This window comes from Rhodoferax sp. LS1P39, assembly GCF_056521425.1.
The window spans coordinates 145,764-172,605 of record NZ_JBWMAV010000008.1; the positions used below are offsets into that span (position 1 = coordinate 145,764).

General features: G+C 63.6%; 27 protein-coding genes. 12 read left to right on the forward strand and 15 right to left on the reverse strand.

Annotated elements, in window-relative coordinates:
* Positions 1-49: 49 nt before the first annotated feature.
* The 8 genes from atpD to AC097O_RS14600 all read right to left on the reverse strand — a co-directional run bounded on the left by atpD (position 50) and on the right by AC097O_RS14600 (position 6,885).
* Positions 50-1,477 (reverse strand): F0F1 ATP synthase subunit beta, encoded by a 1,428-nt coding sequence (atpD, locus tag AC097O_RS14565; RefSeq protein WP_479593502.1) that lies wholly within the window; start codon positions 1,475-1,477, stop codon positions 50-52.
* 57 nt (positions 1,478-1,534) lie between these two features.
* On the reverse strand, positions 1,535-2,413 hold the full coding sequence (atpG, locus tag AC097O_RS14570) for a F0F1 ATP synthase subunit gamma (RefSeq protein ID WP_315188402.1): 879 nt from the start codon (positions 2,411-2,413) through the stop codon (positions 1,535-1,537).
* Between the two features lie 20 nt (positions 2,414-2,433).
* Positions 2,434-3,987, reverse strand: coding sequence for a F0F1 ATP synthase subunit alpha (atpA, locus tag AC097O_RS14575; protein ID WP_479593503.1), 1,554 nt, complete (start codon positions 3,985-3,987; stop codon positions 2,434-2,436).
* 87 nt (positions 3,988-4,074) lie between these two features.
* Positions 4,075-4,605: a F0F1 ATP synthase subunit delta gene (locus AC097O_RS14580; RefSeq protein ID WP_315188398.1), complete on the reverse strand. Its 531-nt coding sequence runs from the start codon at positions 4,603-4,605 to the stop codon at positions 4,075-4,077.
* A gap of 14 nt (positions 4,606-4,619) precedes the next feature.
* On the reverse strand, positions 4,620-5,090 hold the full coding sequence (locus AC097O_RS14585; RefSeq protein WP_315188396.1) for a F0F1 ATP synthase subunit B: 471 nt from the start codon (positions 5,088-5,090) through the stop codon (positions 4,620-4,622).
* A gap of 38 nt (positions 5,091-5,128) precedes the next feature.
* The gene (gene atpE / locus AC097O_RS14590; RefSeq protein ID WP_076196444.1) at positions 5,129-5,374 is read right to left on the reverse strand and encodes a F0F1 ATP synthase subunit C; all 246 of its coding nucleotides are present in this window, start codon (positions 5,372-5,374) and stop codon (positions 5,129-5,131) included.
* Between the two features lie 90 nt (positions 5,375-5,464).
* Positions 5,465-6,376, reverse strand: coding sequence for a F0F1 ATP synthase subunit A (atpB, locus tag AC097O_RS14595; protein ID WP_315188392.1), 912 nt, complete (start codon positions 6,374-6,376; stop codon positions 5,465-5,467).
* 20 nt (positions 6,377-6,396) lie between these two features.
* Positions 6,397-6,885, reverse strand: a complete 489-nt coding sequence (locus tag AC097O_RS14600) for an ATP synthase subunit I (RefSeq protein ID WP_479593571.1) — start codon at positions 6,883-6,885, stop codon at positions 6,397-6,399.
* A gap of 237 nt (positions 6,886-7,122) precedes the next feature.
* On the opposite strand from AC097O_RS14600, the gene AC097O_RS14605 reads away from it, so the two are divergent.
* From AC097O_RS14605 to lipB, 4 genes are all read left to right on the forward strand, one after another.
* The gene (locus AC097O_RS14605) at positions 7,123-8,124 is read left to right on the forward strand and encodes an MBL fold metallo-hydrolase (RefSeq protein ID WP_479593504.1); all 1,002 of its coding nucleotides are present in this window, start codon (positions 7,123-7,125) and stop codon (positions 8,122-8,124) included.
* 4 nt (positions 8,125-8,128) lie between these two features.
* Positions 8,129-9,019, forward strand: a complete 891-nt coding sequence (locus AC097O_RS14610; RefSeq protein ID WP_479593505.1) for a D-amino acid aminotransferase — start codon at positions 8,129-8,131, stop codon at positions 9,017-9,019.
* Positions 9,020-9,024: 5 nt separating this feature from the next.
* Positions 9,025-9,318 (forward strand): YbeD family protein, encoded by a 294-nt coding sequence (locus AC097O_RS14615; RefSeq protein WP_479593506.1) that lies wholly within the window; start codon positions 9,025-9,027, stop codon positions 9,316-9,318.
* Positions 9,319-9,386: 68 nt separating this feature from the next.
* The gene (gene lipB, locus AC097O_RS14620) at positions 9,387-10,013 is read left to right on the forward strand and encodes a lipoyl(octanoyl) transferase LipB (protein ID WP_479593572.1); all 627 of its coding nucleotides are present in this window, start codon (positions 9,387-9,389) and stop codon (positions 10,011-10,013) included.
* On the opposite strand, the gene AC097O_RS14625 is transcribed toward lipB, so the two are convergent.
* Together AC097O_RS14625 and AC097O_RS14630 are read right to left on the reverse strand one after the other, a co-directional pair.
* Positions 9,998-10,573, reverse strand: coding sequence for a restriction endonuclease (locus tag AC097O_RS14625; RefSeq protein ID WP_479593507.1), 576 nt, complete (start codon positions 10,571-10,573; stop codon positions 9,998-10,000). The genes lipB and AC097O_RS14625 overlap by 16 nt on opposite strands.
* Positions 10,574-10,593: 20 nt before the next feature.
* Entirely contained in the window at positions 10,594-11,184 is a 591-nt protein-coding gene (locus AC097O_RS14630) for a 3'-5' exonuclease (protein WP_479593508.1), read from the reverse strand.
* An 81-nt stretch (positions 11,185-11,265) separates the two neighbouring features.
* Between AC097O_RS14630 and chvE the strand changes: the two genes are divergently transcribed.
* The 3 genes from chvE to AC097O_RS14645 all read left to right on the forward strand — a co-directional run bounded on the left by chvE (position 11,266) and on the right by AC097O_RS14645 (position 12,988).
* Positions 11,266-12,342, forward strand: a complete 1,077-nt coding sequence (gene chvE / locus AC097O_RS14635) for a multiple monosaccharide ABC transporter substrate-binding protein (RefSeq protein WP_479593509.1) — start codon at positions 11,266-11,268, stop codon at positions 12,340-12,342.
* Positions 12,343-12,404: 62 nt separating this feature from the next.
* Positions 12,405-12,614, forward strand: coding sequence for a type II toxin-antitoxin system VapB family antitoxin (locus AC097O_RS14640; protein WP_479593510.1), 210 nt, complete (start codon positions 12,405-12,407; stop codon positions 12,612-12,614).
* A 5-nt stretch (positions 12,615-12,619) separates the two neighbouring features.
* Entirely contained in the window at positions 12,620-12,988 is a 369-nt protein-coding gene (locus AC097O_RS14645) for a type II toxin-antitoxin system VapC family toxin (protein WP_479593511.1), read from the forward strand.
* Between the two features lie 302 nt (positions 12,989-13,290).
* Here AC097O_RS14645 and AC097O_RS14650 read toward each other — a convergent pair whose 3' ends face one another.
* From AC097O_RS14650 to phaP, 4 genes are all read right to left on the reverse strand, one after another.
* Positions 13,291-15,999: an Hsp70 family protein gene (locus AC097O_RS14650; protein WP_479593512.1), complete on the reverse strand. Its 2,709-nt coding sequence runs from the start codon at positions 15,997-15,999 to the stop codon at positions 13,291-13,293.
* A 58-nt stretch (positions 16,000-16,057) separates the two neighbouring features.
* Positions 16,058-17,881, reverse strand: a complete 1,824-nt coding sequence (locus tag AC097O_RS14655) for an Hsp70 family protein (protein ID WP_479593513.1) — start codon at positions 17,879-17,881, stop codon at positions 16,058-16,060.
* Entirely contained in the window at positions 17,878-18,417 is a 540-nt protein-coding gene (locus AC097O_RS14660) for a DUF2760 domain-containing protein (protein WP_479593514.1), read from the reverse strand. The genes AC097O_RS14655 and AC097O_RS14660 overlap by 4 nt, the downstream gene beginning before the upstream one ends.
* Before the next feature lie 211 nt (positions 18,418-18,628).
* Positions 18,629-19,141 carry a TIGR01841 family phasin gene (phaP, locus tag AC097O_RS14665; RefSeq protein WP_479593515.1) on the reverse strand — a complete coding sequence of 171 codons (513 nt, stop codon included), beginning with the start codon at positions 19,139-19,141 and terminating at the stop codon, positions 18,629-18,631.
* 181 nt (positions 19,142-19,322) lie between these two features.
* On the opposite strand from phaP, the gene lipA reads away from it, so the two are divergent.
* From lipA to AC097O_RS14690, 5 genes are all read left to right on the forward strand, one after another.
* Complete coding sequence (gene lipA, locus AC097O_RS14670) at positions 19,323-20,321, forward strand: lipoyl synthase (protein ID WP_479593516.1); 999 nt, start codon at positions 19,323-19,325, stop codon at positions 20,319-20,321.
* Positions 20,322-23,735, forward strand: coding sequence for a DEAD/DEAH box helicase (locus AC097O_RS14675; RefSeq protein ID WP_479593517.1), 3,414 nt, complete (start codon positions 20,322-20,324; stop codon positions 23,733-23,735). It abuts the gene before it with no gap.
* Between the two features lie 103 nt (positions 23,736-23,838).
* The gene (gene relB, locus AC097O_RS14680) at positions 23,839-24,039 is read left to right on the forward strand and encodes a type II toxin-antitoxin system RelB family antitoxin (RefSeq protein WP_479593518.1); all 201 of its coding nucleotides are present in this window, start codon (positions 23,839-23,841) and stop codon (positions 24,037-24,039) included.
* On the forward strand, positions 24,011-24,292 hold the full coding sequence (locus AC097O_RS14685) for a type II toxin-antitoxin system RelE/ParE family toxin (RefSeq protein ID WP_479593519.1): 282 nt from the start codon (positions 24,011-24,013) through the stop codon (positions 24,290-24,292). The genes relB and AC097O_RS14685 overlap by 29 nt, the downstream gene beginning before the upstream one ends.
* Positions 24,293-24,324: 32 nt before the next feature.
* The gene (locus AC097O_RS14690) at positions 24,325-24,942 is read left to right on the forward strand and encodes a CDP-alcohol phosphatidyltransferase family protein (RefSeq protein WP_479593520.1); all 618 of its coding nucleotides are present in this window, start codon (positions 24,325-24,327) and stop codon (positions 24,940-24,942) included.
* A 60-nt stretch (positions 24,943-25,002) separates the two neighbouring features.
* On the opposite strand, the gene ptsP is transcribed toward AC097O_RS14690, so the two are convergent.
* Positions 25,003-26,841, reverse strand: coding sequence for a phosphoenolpyruvate--protein phosphotransferase (gene ptsP, locus AC097O_RS14695; protein ID WP_479593521.1), 1,839 nt, complete (start codon positions 26,839-26,841; stop codon positions 25,003-25,005).
* Position 26,842 lies beyond the last annotated feature (1 nt).

Here is a 26,842-nt window from a genome sequence, read left to right on the forward strand (position 1 = left end):
GACCTAGGCCGCACTCTACCGAAGGGGATTTAACACCCCTCGAAGGGGTTTAGACCTTCTTGGCCTTCTCGATGGCTTCGTCGATGGAGCCGACCATGTAGAACGCTTGTTCTGGCATGTGGTCGCATTCACCGCTGACGATCATCTTGAAACCGCGGATGGTTTCCGACAGGGGCACGTACTTGCCGGGCGAACCGGTAAACACTTCGGCCACGTGGAAAGGCTGGCTCAGGAAACGCTGGATCTTGCGGGCACGGGCCACGGCCAGCTTGTCGTCGGGCGCCAAGTCGTCCATACCCATGATCGCGATGATGTCGCGCAGCTCGCGGTAGCGCTGCAGCGTGCCTTGCACGGCGCGGGCGGTGTTGTAGTGGTCTTCACCGACGACCAGCGGGTCCAGCTGGCGGCTGGTGGAGTCGAGTGGATCGACCGCAGGGTAGATACCCAGCGAAGCGATGTCACGGCTCAACACCACGGTGGAGTCCAAGTGGGCGAAGGTGGTGGCAGGCGATGGGTCGGTCAAGTCATCCGCTGGCACGTACACGGCCTGGATGGAGGTGATCGAGCCCACCTTGGTGGAGGTAATACGCTCTTGCAGGCGGCCCATTTCTTCGGCCAGGGTAGGCTGGTAGCCCACGGCGGAAGGCATACGGCCCAGCAGTGCGGACACTTCGGTACCGGCCAGGGTGTAGCGGTAGATGTTGTCCACGAAGAACAGCACGTCACGGCCTTCGTCACGGAAAGATTCCGCAATGGTCAGACCGGTCAGGGCCACGCGCAGACGGTTGCCTGGAGGCTCGTTCATCTGGCCGTAAACCATGGCCACTTTGGACTCTTCGAGGTTCTCGAGGTTCACCACGCCGGAGTCGGCCATCTCGTGGTAGAAGTCGTTCCCTTCACGGGTACGCTCACCCACACCGGCAAACACGGACAAGCCGCTGTGTGCCTTGGCGATGTTGTTGATCAGCTCCATCATGTTCACGGTCTTGCCCACACCGGCACCACCGAACAGGCCGACCTTGCCGCCCTTGGCGAACGGGCAGATCAAGTCAATCACCTTGATGCCGGTTTCCAGCAGTTCTTGCGAAGGGCTGAGTTCGTCGTACGCGGGGGCTTTGCGGTGGATGGTGGCGGTCAGATCCTGGCTGACGGGACCACGTTCGTCGATGGGCGAACCCAGCACGTCCATGATGCGGCCCAGGGTGGCCTTGCCCACGGGCACGGTGATACCGGCGCCGGTGTTGTAGACCATCAGACCACGGCGCAGGCCGTCGGAAGAGCCCAGCGCGATGGTACGGACAATGCCGTCGCCCAGCTGCTGCTGCACTTCCAGGGTCAGCACGGAGCCGTCCATCTTCAGCGCATCGTAAATGCGGGGCATGCTGTTGCGGGGGAACTCAACGTCCACCACGGCACCAATACACTGGACAATTTTTCCCTGAACGCGGGCGTTCACTTCTGCATTTTCTTGAGCCATTTTTGCTCCAATAAATTGAGTCTTGAAATCGGTGACGGACTGGGACAGTGGCGCAGCTTAAACAGCCGCCGCACCTGCCACAATTTCCGACAATTCTTTGGTGATCGCAGCCTGGCGGGTCTTGTTATAGATCAGCTTGAGCTCGGCAATCACGCTACCCGCGTTGTCGGTAGCAGCCTTCATGGCGACCATGCGCGCGGCATGCTCGGAGGCCATGTTTTCCGCGACCGCCTGGTAGGCCAGCGCTTCCACGTAGCGGATCAACAAATTGTCGATCACCGACTGCGCATCGGGCTCATAGATGTAGTCCCAGGTGTTGGCCTTGCCGGTTGCCTTGGTTTCCGCCTGCATCTTGGCCGACGACAAGGGCAACAGCTGCTCCACCACAGGCTCTTGCTTCATGGTGCTGACAAACTTGTTGTAGACCATGTAGACAGCGCTGATTTCACCCTTTTCGTAGGCATCCAGCAGCACCTTGAGCGGGCCGATCAGCTTGTCCAGGTGCGGTTTGTCACCCAGATGGGTCACGTGCGCTACCACCTGGGCACCGGTACGGTTCAAAAATCCGAGACCTTTGCCGCCCACCGCCACCGTCTTTGCGCTCAAACCTGCAGCCTGCGCAGCGCGCAGTTTCAGGGTCAATGCGCGAAACAGGTTGGTGTTCAAACCGCCACACAAACCCTTGTCGGTGGTCACCACCACGAAACCTTCGGTCTTGGCACCGTTGGGTTTCATGAAGCTGTGCACGTACTCGGGATTCGCCTGGCCCAGATTGGCTGCGATGTCGCGGATCTTGTCGCTGTACGGGCGGGCTGCCTTCATCCGCTCCTGTGCTTTACGCATCTTGGAGACGGAAATCATTTCCATCGCCTTGGTGATCTTCTTGGTGTTTTCCACCGATTTGATCTTGGTGCGTAGTTCCTTGCCTGCTGCCATGAATGGCTCCTAGTTGGGGATTAAGCGAACGTTTTTTTGAACGCGGTCACAGCAGCGTGCAACTCAGCTTCCGCTTCCTTGTCCAGTGCTTTCGAGGCTTCAATCTTGGCCAACAAAGCCGCGCTCTTGTCCTTGAGGTAGCCGTGCAGGCCGTGCTCAAAAGCCAGGATCTTCTTGACTTCGATGTCGTCCATGAAGCCCTTGTTCACTGCGAACAACGTGGCACCCATCAGGGACACGGACAAGGGGCTGTACTGGGCTTGCTTGAGCAGTTCGGTCACGCGGGCACCACGGTCCAGCTGCTTGCGGGTCGCTTCGTCCAGGTCCGATGCGAACTGGGCGAAAGCCGCCAATTCACGGTACTGCGCCAAGTCGGTACGGATACCGCCAGACTGGCTCTTGATGATCTTGGTCTGTGCGGCGCTACCGACGCGAGACACCGAGATACCGGCGTTGATCGCAGGGCGGATGCCGGCGTTGAACAGCGAGGTTTCCAAGAAGATCTGGCCGTCGGTGATCGAGATCACGTTGGTGGGCACGAAGGCAGACACGTCACCGGCTTGCGTTTCAATGATAGGCAGAGCCGTCAAAGAACCGGTCTTGCCCTTGACTTCACCCTTGGTGAAGGCTTCGACATAGTCGGCATTCACGCGGGCGGCGCGTTCGAGCAGGCGGCTGTGCAGATAGAACACGTCGCCAGGGTAGGCTTCACGGCCTGGTGGACGGCGCAGCAGCAAGGAAACCTGGCGGTAGGCCACGGCTTGCTTGGACAAATCGTCGTACACGATCAGCGCGTCTTGGCCGCGATCGCGGAAGTATTCGCCCATGGTGCAGCCGGAGTAGGCCGAAACGTACTGCATGGCAGCCGATTCAGATGCCGAAGCCGCCACCACAATGGTGTATTCCATCGCGCCAGCCTGTTCCAGGGCACGCACCACGTTTTTGATCGACGAGGCCTTTTGGCCAATCGCGACGTACACGCAGAACATGTTCTGGCCCTTTTGGTTGATGATGGCGTCAATCGCGACAGCGGTTTTACCCGTCTGGCGGTCGCCAATGATCAACTCGCGCTGGCCACGGCCGACGGGCACCATGGCATCGATCGACTTCAAGCCGGTCTGCATGGGTTGGTCCACCGATTTACGGGCAATCACGCCGGGCGCGACTTTTTCGATCACGTCGGTCATCTTGGCGTTGATCGGACCCTTGCCGTCGATCGGCTGGCCCAGTGCGTTCACCACGCGACCGAGCAGCTCGGGACCAACCGGCACTTCCAGAATGCGGCCCGTGCACTTCACGATGTCGCCTTCGGAGATGTGTTCGTATTCGCCCAAAATCACGGAGCCGACCGAATCGCGCTCCAGATTCAGTGCCAGGCCGTAGGTGGGCTGGCCATCGCTACCGGCGGGGAACTCCAACATTTCGCCCTGCATCACGTCGGACAGGCCGTGCAAACGGCAGATACCGTCGGTCACGGACACCACGGTGCCCTGGTTGCGGATATCGGTTTGGGCCGTCAGGCCTTCGATGCGGCTCTTGATCAGCTCAGAAATTTCTGCGGGATTGAGTTGCATGACTCTTTCCTTCTCTTTCTTTAGTTAGCAAACAACCGGAGCCATGGGCTCTGGCCGAAAACGCTGGCACAGACCTTAACCAGAAGGTTAAGCAGTCAGGGCCAATTTCATATGTTCCAGGCGGGCTTTGATCGAGGTGTCCAACACCTCGTCACCCACCACGACGCGAATTCCGCCAATCAACTCCGGCTGCAAAGCCACTGTGAGATTGAGCTTGCGTCCAAAACGCTTTTCCAGCGCCGACGAGACGTTGGCCAGGGCTTCTGCGTCGATCGCAAAAGCACTGAACACGGTCGCGTCAGAGGTGCCGGTCCGGGCATTTTTCAATGCACGGAACTGGGCAGCAATCTCGGGAAGAGCGGCCAGGCGCCCGTTCTCGATGACCATGCGCAAAAAGTTTTTTGCAGCATCTGGCAGGGCCGACTTGGCCACACCGGCTACCACCTCAAACACCTGGTTCACCTCAACCTTGGGGTTATCGGCGAACTGGAGCAACTGGGGGTTGGCTGCAATCGCGGCCAATTCATCGACCCATCCGGCGGTGCCGTCCAGGTCAGACGCAGTGGCCTTGAACAGCGCTTCGGCGTAAGGACGGGCAATGGTTGCTATTTCAGCCATGGTCGTTCTGCCGCTCAGAGTTCTGTTTGAAGACGGTTCAGCAAGTCCGCGTGGACACCGGCATTGACTTCCTTGCGGAGAATCTGCTCGGCACCCTTCACAGCCAATGCAGCCACTTGCTCACGCAGGGCCTCACGGGCTTTGACGGTTTGCTGCTCGGCTTCGGCACGGGCTGCGGCGACGATCTTGTTGCCCTCTTCCGTGGCGCGGGCCTTGGCCTCTTCCACGATAGTTTGGGCACGGCGATCGGCATCCGCCAAACGCGATGCGGTCTCGGTGCGCGACTTGGCCAGTTCGGCTTCCACGCGCTGGTTGGCGCTGGTGAGTTCGGACTTGGCTTTGTCGGCGGCAGCAAGGCCGTCAGAGATTTTCTGCACCCGCTCGTCCAGGGCCTTGGTGATGGGAGGCCACACGAATTTCATCGTGAACCACACCAAGATCGCAAAGACGATGGCCTGCAGAAACAGGGTTGAATTAATGTTCACGGCTTAATTCCTTTCGGTCGTGAAAGGTCGGCCAAAAATTAAATCGCGAAAGGCTTGGCGAATGCGAACAGCAGTGCAATAGCCACGCCGATCAGGAAAGCCGCGTCGATCAGACCGGCCAAGATGAACATCTTGGTTTGCAGTTCGTTCATCAGTTCAGGCTGGCGTGCCGACGATTCGAGGAACTTGCCGCCCATCAAAGCGATACCGATGGAGGCACCCATAGCGCCCAAGCCAACGATCAAACCACAAGCCAGAGCGACGAGACCGAGAATGTTTTCCATGATTAATCCTAAAAAGTACAGGTAAAAGAAAGAGAAAAGCGAAAACTAACCTTAACGCCCGCGTTGGATCAAATTGACCCAACAGCGAAGTTAATGCGACTCGTGAGACTGGCCCACATAAATCAGCGTCAACATCATGAAGATGAAGGCCTGCAAGGTGATCACCAGAATGTGGAAGATGCTCCACGCCGTACCGGCAATCACATGCCCAACACCTAGCCAGAACATGCCCGAAACGGGATTGAACTGCCAGGCCCACGCGCCACCCATCAGGGCGATCAACATGAAAACCAATTCACCAGCAAACATATTGCCAAACAACCGCATGCCGTGCGAGACCGTCTTGGCCAGGTACTCGATCATTTGCATCAAGAAATTGATGGGGTACAGAAACCAGTGGTCGCCAAACGGTGCGGCCACCAATTCGTGCGCCCAGCCGCCCAGACCTTTGATCTTGATGTTGTAGACCAGGCAGACAAACAAAACGCTGACCGACAGGCCCAAGGTGGTGGACAGATCGGCGGTAGGCACGACGCGCATGTAAGCGTGGTGCGGGTCGCCGCCGGTAGATGCGTAGTAGTGTTCCCAGATCTTGGGCAAGATGTCGACGGGCAGCATGTCCATGCCGTTCATCAAGAAGATCCAGACAAACACCGTCAAAGCCAGTGGAGCCACCAGCTTGCGGCTCTGGGCGTTGTGGATCACGCCCTTGGCTTGGCTGTCGACCATTTCAGACAAGATTTCGACGGCCGCCTGGAAGCGGCCCGGCACGCCCGATGTCGCCTTGCGCGCAGCGCGCCACAAAAAGAAGCAACCCACAATGCCCAGGATCACCGAATACAGCACGGAGTCCAGATTGAACAGGCTGAAATCCACGATGCTGGTTTGCTTGACGCTCTCAAAGGAGAAGTCTTTTTGCAAATGCTGCAAGTGGTGAACGATGTAATCGCCCGCCTTGGGGCCTTCCGTAGCAGCGTGTTCAGCAGCGTTTTCAGTCGACATATTTAAGTCCATCAATCCTGTTAAGCCGTACGTTGGCGTTTGGCGCGAAACATCAGCGCAATCCAAACCACCTTCATGGTCACTACAAAGCCGACCAATAAGGCCAGCCAATTCAACTCAGGAACCAACCGAGGTGCCGCAAACAGCATGGCTACTGTGACGACAATCTTGACCAGTTCCCACACAAAAAATCCTGCCATGGCCGCACCCGGAATAGCCCGGGCCAGCTTGCCAGTGACACCGCGCGCAAACAGCGCTGCAGGCACCACCACCGCAATGGCTCCATACCCCGCCGACCAGCCCATCGCGGGCTTGCCGGTCACCAACCATGCGGCCACTGCCACCAGACAGCCCGTTGCCAACTGGCCCCACACAATCGCCCATATGGACATCATGGGAGTCTGCTGGCGCCAGGCCTGCGCTTGCGCAGCCGTCAGGGGCTTGAAATCATCCTCAGCCACCTCATCTTCCAGATTCGCAAGTGCTCTTGGTTGAGCTTTCGGGGGCATTCCTGGCGACATGATTGACTGACTGTATGACACCTGATTGACACCCTACTTACACACTGAAAAGTTTAGTAAAGCCCACTATTATACGAATATTCCCTTGACACCCGCAAGCGCTTTGGCGTGCATACAACTGTAACGCTTTGGGACGCGTGTTTGCGTGCTGGGCCGTGCCGGATCGGGTAGTAACCCCAAGGCGCTGCATTGTGGCATTACTTCCTTGACCGTCTTTTTTTGCCCATGCAGCACCACACCGCCACCGGCTTCAAAAACAACTATACCGATGCCGTTCCCGGCTCCACCCGCGACCTGCTGCGCTGGCAGTGGAACGCCCGGCGCAAAAACCTGCCGCCACCGCCGCAAACCCCCACCCCGGTGGTCGCGCCCAACCTGGCCGCCATCCACGCCAACGCCGGGGCCGCCATGCAGCCCGCCATCACCTGGGTGGGCCACGCCACCATGTTGGTGCAGGCCAGCGGGCTGAACGTGCTGACCGACCCGGTGTTCAGCGAGCGCGCCTCGCCGGTGCAGTGGAGCGGCCCGCAACGCGCCCAGCCGCCGGGTGTGGCCCTGGCCGACCTGCCCCCCATCGACGTAGTGGTCATCTCGCACAACCACTACGACCATTTGGATACAAATGCGGTACTAGCGCTCAATAGACGGGCGCAAGGTGCTACGCTTTTTATAGTGCCGCTGCGCCTCAAGGCCTGGTTTACCCGCCAGGGCATCCACAACGTGGTGGAGCTGGACTGGTGGCAACAGCACTCGGTGCGGGGCGTGGAATTCCACCTCACCCCCGTGCAGCACTGGACGGCCCGTGCCCTGGGCGACCGTTTCCAGACCCTGTGGGGCGGCTGGGCCGTGTTCGGGGCCGACTTCCACTGGTACTTCAGTGGCGACACCGGCTACAGCCAGGACTTCAAGGACACCCGTGCGCATTTTCAGGACCGCAGCCCCGACGGCTTTGACATCGCCCTGATCGCCGTGGGTGCCTACGAACCCCGCTGGTTCATGCAAAACCAGCATGTCAACCCGGCCGAAGCCGTGCAAATCCACCGCGACCTGCACGCCAAACGCAGCGTGGGCGTGCACTGGGGCACCTTCAACCTGACCGACGAACCACTCGACCAGCCCCCGGCCGACCTGGCAGCGGCCCGCATCGCCCAGGGCGTGTCCGAGGACGACTTCTTCCTGCTGAAAATTGGCGAAACCCGCGCCCTGCCCGCCCGCAGTCCAAAATAGCGTTATGTACTCTTTGCCCGACTACCCCTGCTACCTCAACGGTGCCTACACCCCCCTGTGCGACGCGAAAATCAGCGTCATGGACCGGGGCTTCATCTTTGGCGACGGCATCTACGAAGTGGTGCCGGTCTACGCAGGCCGCTTGTTCCGGTTTGAACAGCACATGGCCCGGCTCGACCGCAGCCTGGCCGAGCTGCGCATCGCCAACCCGCGCACGCGGGATCAGTGGCGCGAGATTGCTACAACATTAGTAGCTAGTCACGCCCACCACACCAGCGCCAACGGCCAAAAATACTCAAATCCCAACCACCTGGTCTACATCCAGATCACCCGCGGCGTAGCCCTGCGTGACCACGCCATGCCGAAAGACACCACACCCACCGTGTTCGCCATGGCCACCCAGATGAACCTGCCCAGCGCCACCCAGCGCAGCCAGGGCGTGGCCTGTGTCACCGCCGACGACTTCCGCTGGGAAAAAGCCCACATCAAAAGCACCAGCCTGCTGGGTGCGGTGTTTGCGCGGCAGATCGGCGTGGACGCGGGCGCGACGGAAACCGTGATGTTCCGCAACGGCCATCTCAGCGAAGCCGCCAGCAGCAACGTCTGGCTGGTCAAGGACGGCACCCTCATCGGCCCGCCCAAAGACCACCTGGTGCTCGAAGGCATACGCTTCGGCCTGATGGAAGACATCTGCCACGCCCAGGGCATCCCCTTCCAACTGCGCCGCATCACCCGCGAAGAGGTGCTGCACGCCGACGAACTGCTGCTCACTAGCGCCACCAAAGAGGTGCTGGCCATCACCACCCTGGACGGCCAGCCCGTAGGCAACGGCCTGCCCGGCCCCGTCTACACCCGGCTCTACGCGGGCTACTGCGCCGCCACCCAATCCCTCTGAACACCATGACCACACCCACCACCGACCCCACCGATCCCCGCAAAGACTCGCTGATCGAGTACCCCTCGCTCTTCCCCATCAAGGTGATGGGCGAAAAAGTCGACGGCTTCGTGCACGCCATGACCGCCATCGCCGCCCAGTTCGACCCCACGTTCGACGCCAGCGCGATCGAGCTGCGCGAAAGCAAGGGCGGCAAGTACCTCGGCATCACCCTCCCCATCACCGCCACCAGCCGCGAGCAGCTCGACGAGCTGTACCGCACTCTGAGTACCCACCCGATGGTGAAGATGGCGCTGTGACCGCGACGCTGGTGCTGCCCACCACCCACCTCCTCGGCCGCGTGGACTACCTGCCCACGGTGGAAAAAATGCAGGAATTCACCCTCAAGCGCACAGCGGATGAGCGTGACCAGCTATGGATTTGTGAGCATCCGCCAGTGTTCACCCAGGGGCTGGCGGGAAAGGCCGAGCACCTGCTGCTGCCAGGTGACATTCCGGTGGTGCAGGCCAACCGGGGTGGTCAGGTGACCTACCACGGGCCGGGGCAGGTGGTGGCATATCCGCTGCTGGATTTGAAGCGCGCGGGCTATTTCGTCAAGGAATACGTGTACCGGCTGGAAGAGGCCGTCGTGCAAACCCTGGCCCATTTCGGCATCACCGGCCTGCGCGTACCGGGTGCACCAGGCATCTACGTGCGCCTGCAAGACCCGTTTGGCCACGCCCGGCTGGAGGCGGGCTTCACGTCCCAACAATTGGAGTCTGACCCCTATTACCTGGGCAAGATTGCCGCGCTAGGCATCAAGGTCAGCCGCCACTGCACCTACCACGGGGTGGCGCTGAACGTGGCTATGGACCTGGAGCCCTTCCAGCGCATCAACCCCTGCGGCTATGCCGGGCTGCAAACCGTGGACATGGCCAGCCTGGGCGTGGAGGTGGCCTGGGCCGAGGCCGCGCAGGTGTTTGCGCTGAAGCTGGAACGTTATTTAGCTGCTTGAAGCATGAGTTGCGCCAGCGCCACGTCGGCCACCAGGGTGATGCCTTGGGCTTTGGCAAACTGCTCGGCGGTGTCGGTAACGCCCGCAATGCTGACGTAGATACAGGCGCTTGCGTCCTGGGCTTCCTTGGCGGCGGCCAGATCGCGCAGCGCTTCCACCCCGTGGATGGCGGCCTTCCAGCGCTTGGCGGCCACCAGGGTGGTACGGCCGTCTTTGAGCAACTGCAGATCCGCCGCCTTGCCGTTCAAACGCGTCACGGTGTAGCCATTGGCGCGGTAGGCCGCGTCCAGCGCATCGGCGAAATCGCGCCAGGGCATGGCGTTGGCGCGGCCCAGGGTGTCGGTCACGCGCTGCGGGCTGGGCAGACTCCACTGCCGTTTGGCGGCCACCACGCTGATCACCAGAAACGGCAGCACGCCGATCATGCCGAACACGATGTATTCCCTGGGCAGTATGGCCGTGACCGCCAGCCCGTAAACCAACACCAACAGCATGCTGATCCACCACGGCGAGCGCAGCAAGATTGCGAAAAGAGAGTTTTTGGCCAGTTTGAATTTCATGGCCCGAAGTGTACGGGTGGCTAGAGCGCCTCCAAGGCCTCATACACCTTCAGCGCCGCATAGGCATCGTTGGCCGCATACAGCATCTGCGTAGGCGACAGTTGCGCCACCGCCCAGTTCGAGGTGGTAGTCTTTTTGGACTTGTGGAACCGCTGGCGCAGCACCACGCCCACGGCGGCACGCACGCCCATCGAGGTGCCAAACCCGTCCTTGCGGAAAATTACGTTCAGGTCCAGCACGGCCCGCAGGGTGACCCCGAACTTAGCGTGGATCTGCCCCCGGTCCTGCTCCAGGCCAAAGCCTACCTTGCGTACCGCGTCCGACTGCAATATCTCCAGCAGGCAGGGGCGGCAGTCGGGCCGGTGCATCTGGAACAAATAGGCCTTGGAGGGCAGCGCAAACTGCACCACGTGCGGCCCGTCGCTCACCTCGCCGGGCGCAAACGTGGGCTTGGCCTCGGTGTCAAAACCCACCGCGCCCGCCGCCAGTATCTCGGCCGTGGCAGCGGCAAATTCGGCCTGCGTGGCGGGCACGAAGATGCGGTCCAGCGCCAAACCCTGCAGGGGCGGCAGCAGCGCGGTTTGGGCTTTGGTGGGGGCGGTGTTTTTCATGGAGGGTGGACAGTGGAGAAGATCGCGGCACAGCCTGCCTGCTACGATCGTGTAACAAAAAACACATTGAGAGACAACAACATGCAATCCGACCGCAGACGGCTGGTAGGTGGCTTGTTCGGCAGCCTGTTCGCGCTGACAGCCTGGGCCCAGGCAAACAGCAAAAATGAAAAAAAGGTGATCGGCATCGCCCTGCCCACCATCACCTCGCTACGCTGGGTGATCGAGGGCCTGGCCATGACCCGGTCGCTGGACAAACTGGGCTACCGCGCCATTTTGCAGTATGCCAACGACGACATTCCCACCCAGACCGCCCAGATCACCGACATGCTGGCCCAGGGTGCCACCGTGCTGGTCATCAGCGCGATCGACGGCACCCAGCTGGCCCCGGTGCTCAAAGCCGCCGCCGACAAGGGGGTCAAGGTCATCGCCTACGACCGGCTGATCCGCGGCAGCCCCCACGTGGACTACTACACCAGTTTCGACAACTTCCAGGTCGGCGTGCTGCAGGGCAGCGACATCGCCAACCGCCTGGGTCTGGCGGCGGGCAAAGGGCCGCTGCGCATCGAGCTGTTTGCCGGCTCGCCCGACGACAACAATGCGCACTTTTTCTACAACGGTGCCATGTCCGTGCTCAAACCTTACATCGACAAAGGCCAGTTAGTGGTGGGCTCGGGCCAGATCGGCATGGACAAGGTCTCCACCCTGCGCTGGAGCGGCTCGGTCGCCCGCGCGCGGCTGGCGAGCATCCTGGACAAGCACTACGCCAAGCAGCACCTGGATGCCATCCTGTCGCCCTACGACGGCATCAGCATCGACCTGATCGAGGCGCTGAAAAAAGCCGGGTATGGCCCGGGCGGCCAGGCTTTACCGGTCATCACCGGGCAAGATGCAGAGCTGCCCTCGGTCCGCTCCATCGTGCGCGGCGAGCAAACCTCTACCGTATTCAAAGACAACCGCGACCTGGCCCAGGTCACCGCCACCCTGGTCGATGCCCTGCTGACCGGCAAAAAGCCCAGCACCAACGACGAGAAGACCTACAACAACGGCGAAAAAATCGTGCCCGCGTTTTTGCTCAAGCCGGTGCTGGTGGATGCGAAGAACTGGCGGGCTACGCTGGTGGACAGCGGGTTTTACAAGTCGGAGCAATTCCGGTAGTCCAGGCATAAAATAAGGCATCATTTGATGCCGCATTCCGTGCGGCACACCGGAGACCCTCCATGCGCACCACCCTGACTTTGGACGATGACCTGCTGGCCCAGGCCGAAAAATACACCGGCCTGACCGAACGCACTGCGCTTATCCGCGAGGCGCTCACCGCCTTGATCCAGCGCGAAAGCGCCCGCCGCCTGGCCCTGCTGGGCGGCACCCTGCCCGACCTGGAAATTGCGCCACGGCGGCGGCAACCCAGCCACCGCACGGCGAACTGAACGCCATGGTCCTGGTCGACACATCCGTCTGGGTCAACCACTTTCGCACCCGCGATCCCGTGCTGTTCAGCCTGCTGCAACAGGGGCAGGTATGCACCCATGCTTTCGTGCTGGGCGAACTGGCGCTGGGCAATCTGCGGCAAACCGATGCGGCATTTGAAGATTTGTGCCACCTGCCGCGGCTGGACACGGCCTTGGACGAGGAAGTGCTGACCCTGATCGACCGCCAGAATCTCGCAGGCCGGGGCATAGGTTATGTCGATGCGCACCTGATCACCAGCGTGTTTTTGGCCCCGGGCTATACGCTATGGAGCCAAGACAAGCGCCTGCAACAGGTGGCGCAGGACTTGGGGCGGGCGGTAGCGGTGCATTGAAAGCCCAGCCTACCGAGCTCTAGCGGCTGCCAACTTCTGTTCTAGCCGTGCAATGACCGCATCCGCGTCCAGATAATTGTTTGCTTTTTGGGCCTCATACAACCTGACCATTGCGAGGGAGATGAACGTGGGCGGGATGGGTTCTGGGGGCAACATCACGGCACCGGCCGGGGGTATGGCGGCCCCATGCGCTGAGACTGATGGTTTTGTTTTCATGGTGTCAACATCGTGCACCTCAAGTACATTTTTGGCACCTCGTGCTTACCCCACCAGCACAAGCAGCTACGTAAACAATAGCACCCTCAATCCACCAACTTCAACCCCACCGGCAGCGACTCGCCAAACACGCGTTTGGTGTCGGCTGCGTCCAGTGCGGTCACCTCGCGCACCATGGCGATCCAGCCGGGTGCTGCGCGGGCGGCGGTAAGGCGGTCCAGCACCTGCTGGCGCAGGGCCTCAGGGATGTCGCGGGCGCGGTCGCCGGTGGCGCGGGCGATCTGGGTGGCGGCGAAGGCTGCCGGTTCGGCCTGGGACCAGTCGGCGGCCAGCAGGGCTTGCAGCCATTCCACGGCGATGTCGGGGGGCACCACGTGGTGCAGGCTGGCGTACAGCGGCTGGCGGGCCCCGATGCGGCCCAGGGCCCACCAGGTTTGCGGGTTCTCGCCGGGTTTTTGCAGACGTTGCAGCAACCAGGTGCCCAGCTGCACCTTGTTGGCTACCGACAGGCGCTCGAACGACGCGGCCATGCGCAGCATGTCGTCCAGGCCCTGCATGCGGGGGCCGTCGGGCGTGGGCACGTCCTGCCCGCCCACGGGCTGCAGATAGAAGGCGATGGCCTCGAACACCATGTCCTGCTGCTCGGCCGTGAGCCCCCCGGCAATGCGCCGCCACAGCGTCCACCATTCGGACCACTGCTGCGGCTCATGGCTGTGGGCGATGCCGGGCGCGAACAGCTCCCACATCTGCTGCACCCGCCAGTCGTCCAGCGGGTGGCCGAAGCCGGGGCGCAGGGCGTAGCCGGTCAGGTTGAACCACTGGCGCTCGTGCTGGGCGGTGCGGCGGCGGCGTTTCGCGCTGTCGAGCAGTTGGGCGAACAAGGTGCGCAGCAGCGGTGTGTCCCAGCCCTCGCGGCTGCCCAGCAGGCGCTCCAGGGTGGCGCGGAGTTGTCTGACCTCTTTGGCCTCCACGCCCTGGCTGCGGTCGCCGAAGACGCGGGCGATGGCGACGCTGGCATCGGCCAGGCGGGGGTGCGGCGCGGCTTCCACCACCGCAGGGGCATCTCCGCGCAACTGGAATTCAAGTTGCCACCGCTGCGCCGGTTCGTCCACTTTGACGCAATGCATCTCCAGCGTGCCGACCTCGGTGAGGGCGGTGCTGAGCTGCACCAGTACTTCGCGGGCTTGGCTGTCGGTCTGAACGACGGTGGAAATGGGCGGCAGGCGCACGAAGCCGCCCGTGGACAAATCGACCAATTCGCCCGGCTGCGAGCGGGTGTCGGTGACGCTGCTGGCCAGGTAAAAGCGCACCGGGCGGGCCAGGCGCAGGGCGAAGGTGCGGTCGGCCAGGGTGATGGCTTTGCCCTCTTCGGCGCCAAAAGGCAGCACGCAGATGCCGCGCTGGCTGGTGATGCCGTCGTCCAACACCAAAAAGTAGCTGCGCGCCGAGCCACCGCCGATGCGCGGGGCCTTGCCTGCACGGGCCAGCGCGTAGGCCACGGCACCGCGGGTCACGGCGGCATCCAGGTGCGGGTTGTGCAGCAGCTGCAGCGGCGCGGTCGCCCAGCTGTTGAGCGTGTCATGCAGGCGCTGCACCAGGGATTCCGCATGGAATACACCGCCGTTGAGCAGCAAGGCGTCGGGCATCTGGCCAGAATGGCGCTGCAAAAAGGCGGCGACGTGCCGGGTGATGGCGGCATCGCTGGCATACGGAAGGCCAAAGGCCACCAAGCCGCTGCGGGCGCGCTGGGGCTGGGCATCGGCGGCAACAGAAGGAAAGAAGCCTTCCACCAAAATGCTATCCAAATCAGAGCGCGACAGACTGGCGGAGCGCGCGCTACCGACCAGTTTTCGTCCGCTGCCCAGCAGCGTGACGGTGGTGGATTCCGGCGCGCCGGGGCTCCACAGCAGTTCTTTGGCGGCGCGGCAGCGCTGGGTGAGCTGGGCGAGTTGGGCGGCAGACAGGCGCTCGGACTCACCCAGGCGGGATTCCACCAGATGGGCCAGCGCCAGGTCCATGTTGTCGCCGCCCAGCACCAGGTGGTCGCCCACGCCGGTGCGGGTGAGCTTGGGTTCGCCGTCCGCCAGATCCACGTCGATCAGCGTCAGGTCGGTGGTGCCGCCGCCCACGTCCACCACCAGCACGCGGCGGGTGGCCTGCAGATCGACGGCCAGGGTGCTGCGGTGGCTGTAAACCCAGTCGTAAAAGGCGGCCTGGGGCTCTTCAATCAGGCGCACCTTGGGCAAACCCGCCAATTGGGCGGCTTGCAGCGTGAGGGCGCGTGCACCTTCGTCAAACGACGCAGGCACGGTGAGCACGATGTCCTGGTATTCCAGCGGGGGGTGCTGGGCGTTCCACGCGGCGCGCACGTGGGCCAAGGTGCTGGCGCTGGCGGCCAGGGGCGAGACTTTGCCGACCTCGTCGGGTGCGCCCCAGGGGAGGATAGGCGCGGTGCGGTCCACCGCCGTGTGCGACAACCAGCTTTTGGCGCTAGCCACCAGGCGGCCCGGCACTTGCGCGCCCAGCGCCAGGGCGAAACGGCCCAGCACGGCAGATTCGGCCGACGGCCAGGGCAATTGCACATCCGCCGCCAGCAACGTGCCCGGCGCAGGGTGGAAACGCACCGACGGCAGCAGCGGCAGCGCAGCCACTTCGCCCGCCGCCACCAGCTGGGGGATGGCGAAGATCTGGATCTTGGCCGCCCCGCGCGCCGCGGTGCTGGCGTAGGCCACCACGGTGTGGGTGGTGCCCAGGTCGATACCGACGGTGAAGGCGGGTTTTGCTACTTTATTCATAGCTTGTCACGCCGATGGAATGGGCGCTGGATGCCGATTTGACTCCACAATTCCGCCATCAGCCTTCGCGCACCTCGAACTCCACTTTCCAGCCTTCGCCACCGCTGCGCGGCACGGCCAGCAGCTCCAGCGTGCCGATCTCGGACACGCGGGCGTGCAGCTTCACGGGCACGACCTCGCCGACCGCCCGGCCCTCGGCGGGCAGGGTGGCTTCGATCTCGGCCAGCTCTTGCAGCTCCTCAGAAGTCCAGAAGTCCAGCATCTGGCCCACGGTGTCATCGCGGCGCACGCTGGAGCCAAAGAAACGAAAACGCACGGCTTCGCCCACCACCAGGCCGAATTCCTGCGGAGGCAGAGCGGCTTCGGTGCCCTCTTCCATGCCGAACGGGGCCACGCACAGGGCTTGCACCGGCGGCTCCAGCCCCGGCACGGCGGGCATGGCGGATTCCACGCCCACGTAGTAGGCCATGGCCGTGCCGCCGCGGATACGGATGCCCTGGCCGCCGCGCACGGTGCCGTAGTAGGCAGCACCCCGGGCCACGGCGAAGTCCAGGTCGGCACCGTCCAGCAGGCGGGCCTCGGGTGCGCCCTCGGCCTGCAGCCAGCCGTTCAGCGTGGCCAGGGTGCGCTGCACCAGCAGGTCCGACTTGAACACGCCGCCGTTGAACAGCACGGCAGTGGGGTGCAGAAAGCTCGCGTCCTGCTGCGCCGCAAAGCCGTCCAGTGCGGCAGTGGCCCCGACCTGGCGGCCCAGCAGCGCGGCCAGGTGGCGGGTGACGGCGGCATCCTGCGCATACGGCAGGCCCAGTTGCGTCAAGCCCGCACGGGCGCGGCTGACGGGGCGGGCGTGGCTCTCCACCTGGGGGAAGAAGCCTTCCAGGATGGTGGCGGTGAGCGCGTCGCGGGTCAGCTCGGCGTTGATCGAGCCGCCGATCAGGCGTGCGCCCCGGCTAGGGATGAGCAGCGGCACGGTGTGCACGTCTGCGTCGGTGAGCAGCTTTTCCTTGGCCAGGCGGCAGGCGTAGGTGAGTGCCCGCATCTGCCACGGGTCCAGCGCTTTGCCCTCCGATGCCAACTGGCGGGCCACGCCATGGGCCAGGGCCAGGTCCATGTTGTCGCCGCCGAGCAGGATGTGCTCGCCCACGGCCACGCGGTGCAGTTGCAGGTTGCCGTCTTGCTCGACCACGGCGATCAGCGAGAAGTCGCTGGTGCCGCCGCCCACGTCCACCACCAGAATCACGTCGCCCACCTTGACCTGCTTGCGCCAGCCGCCACCGCTCTGGGCGATCCAGCTGTACAGGGCGGCCTGGGGTTCTTCCAGCAGGGTCACGCCGGTGTAGCCCGCGGCCTGGGCGGCTTCTGCCGTCAGCTCGCGCGCGGCGGGGTCGAAGGACGCGGGGATGGTCACCGTCAGCGCCTGCTCACCAAACGGCGCGTCGGGGTGGGTGTGGTTCCAGGCATCGCGCAGGTGCGCCAGGTAGCGGGTGCTGGCTTCCAGCGGGGAGATGCGGGCGACTTCTTCGGGGGCATCGTTCGGCAGAATCGCGCCGCGGCGGTCCACCCCGGCGTGGCAGAGCCAGCTTTTGGCGCTGGACACCAGGCGGATGGGGGTTTGCGCGCCGTGGCTGCGGGCCCATTCACCGACGACGGCATCCGACGGGCTGTGCCAGGGCAGAGCCAGGTCGCCGTCGGCAAACTCGCTGGCATGCGGCAAATAAATAAAGGATGGCAGCAGCGCGTAGTCCTGCACCGCGCCGGGGGCGCTTTGCTGGGCGATGGGCAGGATCTGCGGAGGGGCTTCGGGGTTGGCCAGGTCAACATACGACAGCGCGCAGTGCGTGGTGCCCAGGTCGATGCCGATAGCAAAACGGGGGCCGCTCACAGTTCCACCTCGGCGGCGGCGATGACGCGCGGGTCGTGGCCTTCGGTGGTGCGGGGCAGGCGCACATCGGTGGCCTTCCAGCCCGGGTGGCGCAGGGTGCCACGGAACGGGGCGTTGCCTACCACGTTGCCGGTCAAACGCACGGTGCCCACATCAAAGCCCGCTTCCAACACGACGCGGCTGCCTTCGGCCTCGGGGCGCGCCGGGGCCAGGGTAAAGTGTTCTTGCAAGACCTTGCGGCAGCCGGTGTGCACCAGGCGGGCGGCGCCGCCAATGTCGGCATCCGAATACGCAGCCACGTCTTCCTGGATGAAGTCCACAAACCGGGCTTCGCGCTGCAGCAGGCCCAGCAATTGCAGGGCGGCATCGGGGGTGGCGACTTTCAATACCGGGGCCGGCGGGGGCGCGGGAGGTGCAGGCGGAGCGGCAGGCACCACGCCATTGCGTGCATCCTGCACCTTGGCCGCCAGCGTGCTGTCGCCCAAAACTGCAAAAGCGAGCGACAGACGGGCGAAAAATGAGGGGGCGTTGTTCATATTGGTTCTCCACAAAGACAAACGGCCCGGTAAAAACCAGGCCGTAGGGCGATATTGTCCGCGATGTGCGGTTAGGACCGCGCCCAGGCTTCAAGCAGAACGCATCCCCGCCAAGGATGCCGTGGAACCGGCTTTGCCGGGCCACCAGCATCGCCCCCTGCAAGGGGGTTGGCGAAAAGCGCTTGCGCTGTAGCCTGGGGGTGAGCCAAATTTAAGCCTTGGCTTCCAGTTGGGCCGCCACGGCTTCAACAGCCTTGTCGGTGGCTTCTTTGGCGGAAGCTTGTGCGGTTTCGAACGCGGTGGTGGCAGCGGCCACAGCCGACTTCACCAGGGCCACAGCGTTTTCGCTGCCAGCGGGGGCGTTCTTCACAGCGGCATCCACCAGGGTGGACAGCTCGGCCTTGGCACCGGCAGTGGCGGTTTCCACATAGGTGCGCACTTCGGTGCTGCTGGTGGTGGCAATGGCTTGCACGTGGCGCAGGTAGGAAGCAGCCTTTTCAGGAGCAGCCTTGGCAACCTTGGTGACCAGCTCGACCAGTTCCTTGGGGTCTTTGATCGAAGCAGCGGTCAAAGCGACTTCTTCGGTTTCTTGCAGCGAGGTCTTGGCGGCTTGCAGGTTCAGCTTGACCAGGGCTTGCGTGCTGTCAAACAGGGAGTTGGACAGGGCGAACAGGCTGGCAACAGCGGATTTTTGGTTGGCGGTGATTTGTTCAAAGTTCAGCATGGTGTTTCCAATCAATAAAAGTAAGGGTGGGCAGTACAAGGTTTTATGTTGCACTGCAACATGGACTGAACTATAACGCGCCAACTGTGACCGCGCCAAGACAGGAAGCTCTAATCTCGCACGTTGATTTTTGGCAACAGCGATAATCACCACCCCGGCCCAACTGACAAAGAAACCGCCCATGAGCACCACCGAAGTCGTCCGCGACGCGCAATCTGTAGAGTCGTACAACCCGCTTGCCAAGCAAAAGGCCGGTGCCAAGCTGTCGCGCATCCCCGTCAAGGTCATCCAGGGCGAAGTGCTGAAAAAGCCCGAGTGGATCCGCGTCAAGGCCGGTTCGCCCAGCACCCGCTTTAACGAGATCAAGCAAATCCTGCGCGAGAACAACCTGCACACGGTGTGCGAGGAAGCCAGTTGCCCCAACATCGGCGAATGCTTTGGCAAGGGCACGGCCACCTTCATGATCATGGGCGACAAGTGCACCCGCCGCTGCCCGTTTTGCGACGTAGGCCATGGCCGCCCCGACCCGCTGGACGCCGACGAGCCGCTGAACCTGGCCAAGACCATCGCCAAGCTCAAGCTGAAATACGTGGTGATCACCAGCGTGGACCGCGACGACCTGCGCGACGGCGGTGCCGGGCATTTTGTGAGCTGCATCCAGCACATCCGCGAACTCTCGCCCACCACGCAAATCGAGGTGCTGGTGCCCGATTTCCGGGGCCGCGACGACCGCGCACTGGAGATTCTGAAGCTGGCCCCGCCCGACGTGATGAACCACAATTTAGAAACCGCGCCGCGCCTGTACAAAGAAGCCCGCCCCGGCTCGGACTACCTGTTCAGCCTGAACCTGCTGAAGAAGTTCAAGGCCCTGCACCCCAATGTGCCCACCAAGAGCGGCATCATGGTCGGCCTGGGCGAGACCGACGAAGAAATTCTGCAAATCATGCAGGACATGCGCGACCACAACATCGACATGCTGACCATCGGCCAGTACCTGTCGCCCAGCAACAGCCACCTGCCGGTGAAGCGCTACGTGCACCCCGACACCTTCAAGATGTTCGAAACCAAGGCTTACGAAATGGGCTTCAGCCACGCCGCCGTGGGCGCCATGGTGCGCAGCAGCTACCACGCCGACCAGCAGGCCGAACACGCCCTGGCCCACGCTGCCCCCACTCTGTAAATGGCGACGGTCGGCGGCCTCTGGTTCAACCCCCGCAATCTCGGTAACTACGTCTCGGATGCCGTCCTGGAACGGGGCTTGACCCTGTACCGGGGCCAGAAGGTACTGGACATCGAAGTCCGGGCCATCGACAACGGCCGCTGGCAGCTCACCGGCAGCGTGCAGGGCAGCGAACGCACCCCGTACAAACAAAGCATCCGCCTGCACATCAACGTACACGGCATGCTGACGCACTGGGATGCCGACTGCACCTGCCCGGTGGGTGTGGACTGCAAGCACGCCGTAGCCCTGTCGCTCAAGGCCGCCTACCGCACCCAGGCCACGGTCAACGCCACGCCGCCCAAGCCGCCCACCGATGCCGAGCTGGCCGCCGCCCGCTTAGCTGCAGAGCAGCGCACCCGCGATGCTGCCGCCCTCAAGGTGCGCCAATGGCTGGCCCAGTTTGACGCGCTGGACCGGCGCAGCAGCCCCCAGCCCGACAGCGCACAGGCCGAGAGCTTCGTCTACACCCTGTGCCCCGGCACCACGCAGCAAAAAACCCAGCTGCTGCAACTGCAGTTGCAAAAAACCTACCTGAAGAAAAACGGCGAGTGGGCCAAGCCCAAGAACATCCTCACGCCGCCCTACCCCGGCCAGCCGCTGTTTGACGCGGCCAGCCCCGCCGAGCAAGAGCTGCTGCGCATGCTCAAAGGCCTGGCCAGCGGCTCCAACCACTACGCCTACGCCCTCACCCACTGCGCCGTGCTGGAAGGTGCCGCCGGGCTGCTGGCGCTGCAAATGGCCTCCGACACCGAACGCTTGTTCACCGTGGCCGACGGCGGCTTTCTGGGCGCACCGCTGCGCCTGAGCACGCCCATGGAACTGGGCTGGACCTGGAAAGAAGCCACGGAGCGCGTAGGCGGAGAACCCGTGTGGACCCTGCAAACCCAAACCAGGAGCCCCACGGCCCTGATTTACGCCAACCACCCACCCTTGTACCTGGATGCCGCCCAAGGCACCTGCGGCCTGGCCCAAACCCAGGGCATCGCCCCCGAGCAACTGCCGCTGCTGCTGAACGCCCCGCCCATGCCGCAATCGGCCATCGAACCGCTGCAGTTGCCGCTGACCCGCCGCCTGGCCGCCGTAGCCATGCCGCCCACGCTCAAGCCCCTGCCCACCGTGCAAGGCGTGGTGCCTACGGGCCATCTGCACCTGGTGCCGGTGGGCAAAAAGGACGAACCCACCTACGGACTGCTATGGGCACGGCTGGAATTCGACTACGCCGGGCTGCGCGGTGGCTGGGACAATTCAGATGCCAGCGTGATCGTCTCGCACCTGGGCCAGCGCACCCTGCTGGTCCGCGATCTGCCCACTGAGCAAGCCCTGGATGCCCGGCTGGTGGCCCTGGGCCTGCTGGGCAAGCCCGATGCAGGCTATTTTTTGCCCGGCCCGCAGAGCCAACAAACCTGGCTGGACTGGACCGACACCGACTTTGCCGCCTTCCGCGCCGACGGCTTTACCGTGACACGCGACGACGCACTCACCGACTGGCTGCAGCGCGCCGATGCGCTCGACGTGCAAATGCAGGCACAGAACGCCAACGACCCGGATGCCTCCCCCTGGTTCGACCTGTCCCTGGGCATGGAAATCAACGGCGAGCGCCACAACATCCTGCCCTGGCTGCCCAGCCTGCTGAACCAGCTGGCCAACGCCCCGGCGGACGAGGCCACCGGCGAACGCGTACTGCCGCCGTTTGTCTACATGCGCAAGCCCGACGACAGCTTCATCCGCGTGCCCACCGAACCCCTGCGTCCCTGGCTGGCCGCCCTGCTGGAGCTGGTAGGCGACCGCCAGCACGACCTCGATGGCGACAGCCTGCGCCTGAGCCGCATGGAAGCCCTGCGCGCCGGGGCCGCCCTGGGCGAGGGCGCGGTGTGGACCGGGGCCAGCGCGCTACAGGAACTGGTGGCGCAACTGGCGGGCCGCAGCGCCCTGCCCGAAGTACCGCTGCCCGAGGGCGTGCACGCCAGCCTGCGCCCGTACCAGCAGCAAGGCCTGAACTGGCTGCAGTTTCTGCGCCGCGCGGGCCTCAACGGCATCCTGGCCGACGACATGGGCCTGGGCAAAACCCTGCAAACCCTAGCCCACATCCAGGTGGAAAAAGACGCAGGCCGCCTGACCAACCCGGCGCTCATCATTGCCCCGGTCAGTCTGATGGGCAACTGGCAGCGCGAAGCCCAGCGCTTTTGCCCCGGCCTGCGCACCCTGGTGCTGCACGGCCAGGACCGCCACGAGGTAGCCGACACCACGCATGAACACGACGTGGTCATCGCCCCGTATTCGCTGCTGCAGCGCGACCGCGAAGGCTGGTTGCAAGCCCCCTGGCACATTGTGGTGCTGGACGAAGCCCAGAACATCAAGAACGCCAGCACCCTGGCCGCGCAGGTGGTGGCCGAGCTGCAAACCCAGCACCGCCTGGCCCTGAGCGGCACGCCCATGGAAAACCACCTGGGCGAGATCTGGAGCCTGTTCCACTTTTTGATGCCCGGCTTTCTGGGCAGCCAGGCCAAGTTTGGCAGCCTGTTCCGCACCCCCATCGAAAAACGCGGCGACACCGAGCGCCTGGCCCAGTTGCGCAGCCGCATCACGCCGTTCATGCTGCGCCGTACCAAGGCGCTGGTGGCCCACGAGCTGCCGCCCAAGGTGGAAACCGTGATGCGCGTCGAGCTCGAAGGCCCGCAGGCCGACCTGTACGAGGCCATCCGCCTGACCACCGAAAAGGCGGTGCGCGAGGCACTTGACAGCAAGGGCCTGGCCAAGTCGCACATCACCATCCTGGACGCGCTGCTCAAGCTGCGCCAGGTCTGCTGCGACCCGGGGCTGCTGAAGCTGGAGTCGGCCAAAAAGGTCACCCGCTCCGCCAAGCTCGACCAGTTGATGGAAATCTTGCCCGAGATGCTGGCCGAAGGCCGCAAGGTGCTGCTGTTTTCGCAGTTCACCAGCATGCTGGAGCGCATCGAGGCCGAGCTCAAGGCCCGCGCCATCCCCTGGGTCAAGCTCACCGGCCAGTCGCAAAAGCGCGATGCCATCATCGACCAGTTCACCAGCGGTGCCGTGCCGCTGTTCCTCATCAGCCTGAAAGCCGGGGGCGTGGGCCTGAACCTGCCGCAAGCCGACACCGTGATCCACTATGACCCCTGGTGGAACCCTGCGGTGGAAACCCAGGCCACCGACCGCGCCCACCGCATCGGCCAGACGCAAAGCGTATGGGTGGTGAAGCTGGTGGCCCAGGGCACCATCGAAGAACGCATCCTGGCCCTGCAAGAACGCAAGGCCGCCCTGGCCGAGAGCATGTACAGCGGCGCCCAGGGCCGCAAGGAGCCGCTGTTCTCGGAAGACGATTTGCAGGAGCTGCTCAAACCGCTATCGAAATGAGAGCTTCTTGCGCCCTAGGAATAAGCGGTAGAGGCCGATTTCCTTTAAATCAATAGACCACCATTTACGCCTACGGCCCGCCCGTTTGTGCTAGCCTTAGGCCATGAGCACCGCACTCGACCCCCGTATTTCTGAATTCCAGACCGACGAAGCTGCGGCCAGCTACGACCGCTGGTTCCGCGCCAAGGTGCAAGAGGCCCTGGACAGCAAGGCCCCGCGCCTGCCCCACGACCAAGCCGTGGCCCGCATTGCCGCCATGTTGCAAGCCAAAAGGGATGCCCGTGCTGCAGGTTCGGTGGACTGAGGAAGCCATCCGCGACCTGGTAGAAATCATTGGCTATATCGAGGAACGCGACCCGCTTGCCGCCGCCCGCTTGCAAGATGACATCGTTCAAACCGCCGAACGCCTGGGCTACGTGCCCTTTCTGTACCGCCCCGGCCGTGTGCCCGGCACCCGTGAGCTGGTGGTACGCCCCAACTACCTGGTGGTCTACCAGGTAGGCGATGGCGTGCTGGACCTCCTGCGGGTACTGCACGCCCGGCAACAATATCCCTGAAGCCCTTCTTCCTTACCTTGCCACCAGACACCATGCCCCACCAAAAACCCTTCTCCATGATCCGCGAGTTCCACCTGGCCGACTGGTTCACGCTGGCCAACGCGGTATGCGGCGTGGGGGCGCTGTTTTCGACCATGACCTTTCTGGAAACGGGCGATGTGCAGCACATCTACTTTGCCTGCTGGCTGGTGCTGGCGGCGTTTGTGTTCGATGTGTTCGACGGCAAGATTGCGCGCTGGCGGCAGAAGACCTCCATTCTGGGGCGTGAGCTGGATTCGCTGGCGGATGTGATCTCGTTCGGCGTGGCCCCGGCCATCATGGCCTATGGCTGCGGGATGCAGGGGCTGTATGACCGCATCGTGTTGGCGTTTTTTGTGGCCTGCGGGGTGTCGCGGCTGGCGCGCTACAACGTGACGGCCGAGACGCTGTCGCAGGGCTCGGACAAGGTGAAGTACTTTGAAGGTACGCCGATTCCCACCTCCATCGTGCTGGTGTTCCTGCTGGGCATGGCCGCCTGGACCGGCAATGTGCGGGACGCGCTGTGGGGCGGCTCCGTGGTGCTGGGTGGCTTTACGCTGCATCCGCTGGTGCTGCTGTTTGCGCTGTCGGGCTCGCTGATGATCAGCCGCATCCGCATTCCCAAGCCTTGACACTACCATTTCGATAGCTTCTTACGCTTATGGAATAAGCGCCAGAGGCCGATTTAACCCTTAATACTTGGTCAAAGGCCCCAGCCCGGAATCCACCCGGCAGGGCTCGCCTTCGGGGCGGGCGGTAAGGGGCTCGGCCATGGCCTGGACCGGGTCTTCGGACTCCAGCACGCGCTGTGCCCAAGGCCCCAGGCGGGCGGTGTCGGCACGCAGCACCTCTTGCTTGACGGCCAGAATCTGCGCCGGGTGCATCGAGAAACTACGCAGCCCCAGGCCCAGCAGCAGCCGGGTCATGGCCACGTCACCGGCCATTTCGCCGCACACGCTCACGCCCTTGCCCTGGGCCTGGCTGGCGCGGATGGTATCGGCCAGCAGGCGCAGCACGGCGGGGTGCAGCGGGTCGTACAAATGGGCCACCGATTCGTCGGCGCGGTCGATGGCCAGGGTGTACTGGATCAGGTCGTTGGTACCCACCGACAAGAAGTCGAAGTATTTGAGGAACAGCGGCAGCGTCAACGCGGCCGCCGGGATCTCGATCATCGCGCCCAGCTTGAGCGGGCCGTAGACCACACCCCGGTTGTCCAGCTCGGCGCGGGCAAAGTCCAGCAGGGCCAGGGTCTGGCGGATTTCGCTGCCGTGGGCCAGCATGGGGATCAGCAAATTGACCTGGCCGTGCACCGCCGCCCGCAGGATGGCGCGCAGCTGGGTCAGGAACATGGCCGGGTCGGCCAGGCTCCAGCGGATGGCGCGCAGGCCCAGGGCCGGGTTGAGGTGGGTGTCTTCCTTGTGGCCTTTGTCCAGCGGCTTGTCGGCCCCGATGTCTACCGTGCGGATGGTGACCGGCATGCCCTGCATGCCCTCGACGGCGCTACGGTAGGCCTGGTACTGCTCTTCTTCGTCCGGCAGGCTGCCTTTGCGGCCCATGAACAAAAATTCGCTGCGGAACAGGCCCACGCCCACCGCCCCGGCAATCACCGCGCCCACCGCGTCTTCGGGCATTTCGATGTTGGCCAGCAGCTCGACCTTGTGGCCGTCCAGGGTGATGGCCGGGGTGTGGCGCAGGCGGGTCAGCCGTTCGCGCTCCAGCTCGCCCTGGCGCTGCTTGAAGCCGTATTCGGCCAGGATGATGGGCGAGGGATCGACCAGCACCACCCCGGCATCGCCGTCGATGATGACCCAGTCGTCCTGGCGCACCAGCTGGCTGGCGCTGCGCGCGCCCACCACGGCGGGGATGTCCATGCTGCGCGCCACGATGGCAGTGTGCGAGGTTTTGCCGCCCACATCGGTCACAAACCCGGCGAACACGCTTTGCTTGAACTGCAGCATGTCGGCGGGGGACAGGTCGTGGGCAATCAGCACCAGCGGCACGGTCAGGCTCTCGTCGGGCGACATCTGGTGTGCACCGCCCTTGCGCCGTTCGGCGGGCGATCTGGGCGGCGGCACGGCCATGGGCGAGCCCACGCCCTTCATGTAGCGCAGGATGCGTTCGACCACCTGCTCCAGGTCGGCCTTGCGCTCGCGCAGGTACTCGTCCTCCATCTCGTCGAACTGGCGGGCGATGATCTCCAGCTGGGTGGTCAGCGCCCATTCGGCGTTGTAGAGGCGGTCGGTGATCCAGTGCTTGACCCCGGTGGTCAGGGTTTCGTCTTCCAGCAGCATCAGGTGCACGTCGAGCAGGGCGGTCAGCTCGGGCGGCGCGTCTTTGGGCATGGCGTGCTGCAAGCGCTGCAGCTCGTCCACCACGGCATTGCGGCCCACGCGCACGCGGTCGATCTCGGCCGGGATCTGCTCGGGGGTGATGAAGTAATGCGCCACCTCCACCCGGCTGGAGCCGACCAGCACCGCACGCCCGATGGCGATGCCGCGGGCGACCGGTAAGCCGTGGATGGAAAAGGTCATG

What these genes read in the sequence shown, in the direction of transcription:
- AC097O_RS14625 (WP_479593507.1), bottom strand. Translation starts at nt 10,573, where the DNA reads ATGAAATTCAAACTGGCCAAAAACTCTCTTTTCGCAATCTTGCTGCGC.
- AC097O_RS14630 (WP_479593508.1), bottom strand. Translation starts at nt 11,184, where the DNA reads ATGAAAAACACCGCCCCCACCAAAGCCCAAACCGCGCTGCTGCCGCCC.
- atpE (WP_076196444.1), bottom strand. Translation starts at nt 5,374, where the DNA reads ATGGAAAACATTCTCGGTCTCGTCGCTCTGGCTTGTGGTTTGATCGTT.
- AC097O_RS14610 (WP_479593505.1), top strand. Translation starts at nt 8,129, where the DNA reads ATGTACTCTTTGCCCGACTACCCCTGCTACCTCAACGGTGCCTACACC.
- atpD (WP_479593502.1), bottom strand. Translation starts at nt 1,477, where the DNA reads ATGGCTCAAGAAAATGCAGAAGTGAACGCCCGCGTTCAGGGAAAAATT.
- lipA (WP_479593516.1), top strand. Translation starts at nt 19,323, where the DNA reads ATGAGCACCACCGAAGTCGTCCGCGACGCGCAATCTGTAGAGTCGTAC.
- AC097O_RS14580 (WP_315188398.1), bottom strand. Translation starts at nt 4,605, where the DNA reads ATGGCTGAAATAGCAACCATTGCCCGTCCTTACGCCGAAGCGCTGTTC.
- AC097O_RS14605 (WP_479593504.1), top strand. Translation starts at nt 7,123, where the DNA reads ATGCAGCACCACACCGCCACCGGCTTCAAAAACAACTATACCGATGCC.
- AC097O_RS14645 (WP_479593511.1), top strand. Translation starts at nt 12,620, where the DNA reads ATGGTCCTGGTCGACACATCCGTCTGGGTCAACCACTTTCGCACCCGC.
- lipB (WP_479593572.1), top strand. Translation starts at nt 9,387, where the DNA reads ATGCAGGAATTCACCCTCAAGCGCACAGCGGATGAGCGTGACCAGCTA.
- atpG (WP_315188402.1), bottom strand. Translation starts at nt 2,413, where the DNA reads ATGGCAGCAGGCAAGGAACTACGCACCAAGATCAAATCGGTGGAAAAC.
- AC097O_RS14615 (WP_479593506.1), top strand. Translation starts at nt 9,025, where the DNA reads ATGACCACACCCACCACCGACCCCACCGATCCCCGCAAAGACTCGCTG.
- atpB (WP_315188392.1), bottom strand. Translation starts at nt 6,376, where the DNA reads ATGTCGACTGAAAACGCTGCTGAACACGCTGCTACGGAAGGCCCCAAG.
- AC097O_RS14660 (WP_479593514.1), bottom strand. Translation starts at nt 18,417, where the DNA reads ATGAACAACGCCCCCTCATTTTTCGCCCGTCTGTCGCTCGCTTTTGCA.
- AC097O_RS14685 (WP_479593519.1), top strand. Translation starts at nt 24,011, where the DNA reads ATGCCCGTGCTGCAGGTTCGGTGGACTGAGGAAGCCATCCGCGACCTG.
- AC097O_RS14640 (WP_479593510.1), top strand. Translation starts at nt 12,405, where the DNA reads ATGCGCACCACCCTGACTTTGGACGATGACCTGCTGGCCCAGGCCGAA.
- ptsP (WP_479593521.1), bottom strand. Translation starts at nt 26,841, where the DNA reads ATGACCTTTTCCATCCACGGCTTACCGGTCGCCCGCGGCATCGCCATC.
- relB (WP_479593518.1), top strand. Translation starts at nt 23,839, where the DNA reads ATGAGCACCGCACTCGACCCCCGTATTTCTGAATTCCAGACCGACGAA.
- AC097O_RS14650 (WP_479593512.1), bottom strand. Translation starts at nt 15,999, where the DNA reads ATGAATAAAGTAGCAAAACCCGCCTTCACCGTCGGTATCGACCTGGGC.
- AC097O_RS14600 (WP_479593571.1), bottom strand. Translation starts at nt 6,885, where the DNA reads ATGCCCCCGAAAGCTCAACCAAGAGCACTTGCGAATCTGGAAGATGAG.
- chvE (WP_479593509.1), top strand. Translation starts at nt 11,266, where the DNA reads ATGCAATCCGACCGCAGACGGCTGGTAGGTGGCTTGTTCGGCAGCCTG.
- phaP (WP_479593515.1), bottom strand. Translation starts at nt 19,141, where the DNA reads ATGCTGAACTTTGAACAAATCACCGCCAACCAAAAATCCGCTGTTGCC.
- atpA (WP_479593503.1), bottom strand. Translation starts at nt 3,987, where the DNA reads ATGCAACTCAATCCCGCAGAAATTTCTGAGCTGATCAAGAGCCGCATC.
- AC097O_RS14690 (WP_479593520.1), top strand. Translation starts at nt 24,325, where the DNA reads ATGCCCCACCAAAAACCCTTCTCCATGATCCGCGAGTTCCACCTGGCC.
- AC097O_RS14675 (WP_479593517.1), top strand. Translation starts at nt 20,322, where the DNA reads ATGGCGACGGTCGGCGGCCTCTGGTTCAACCCCCGCAATCTCGGTAAC.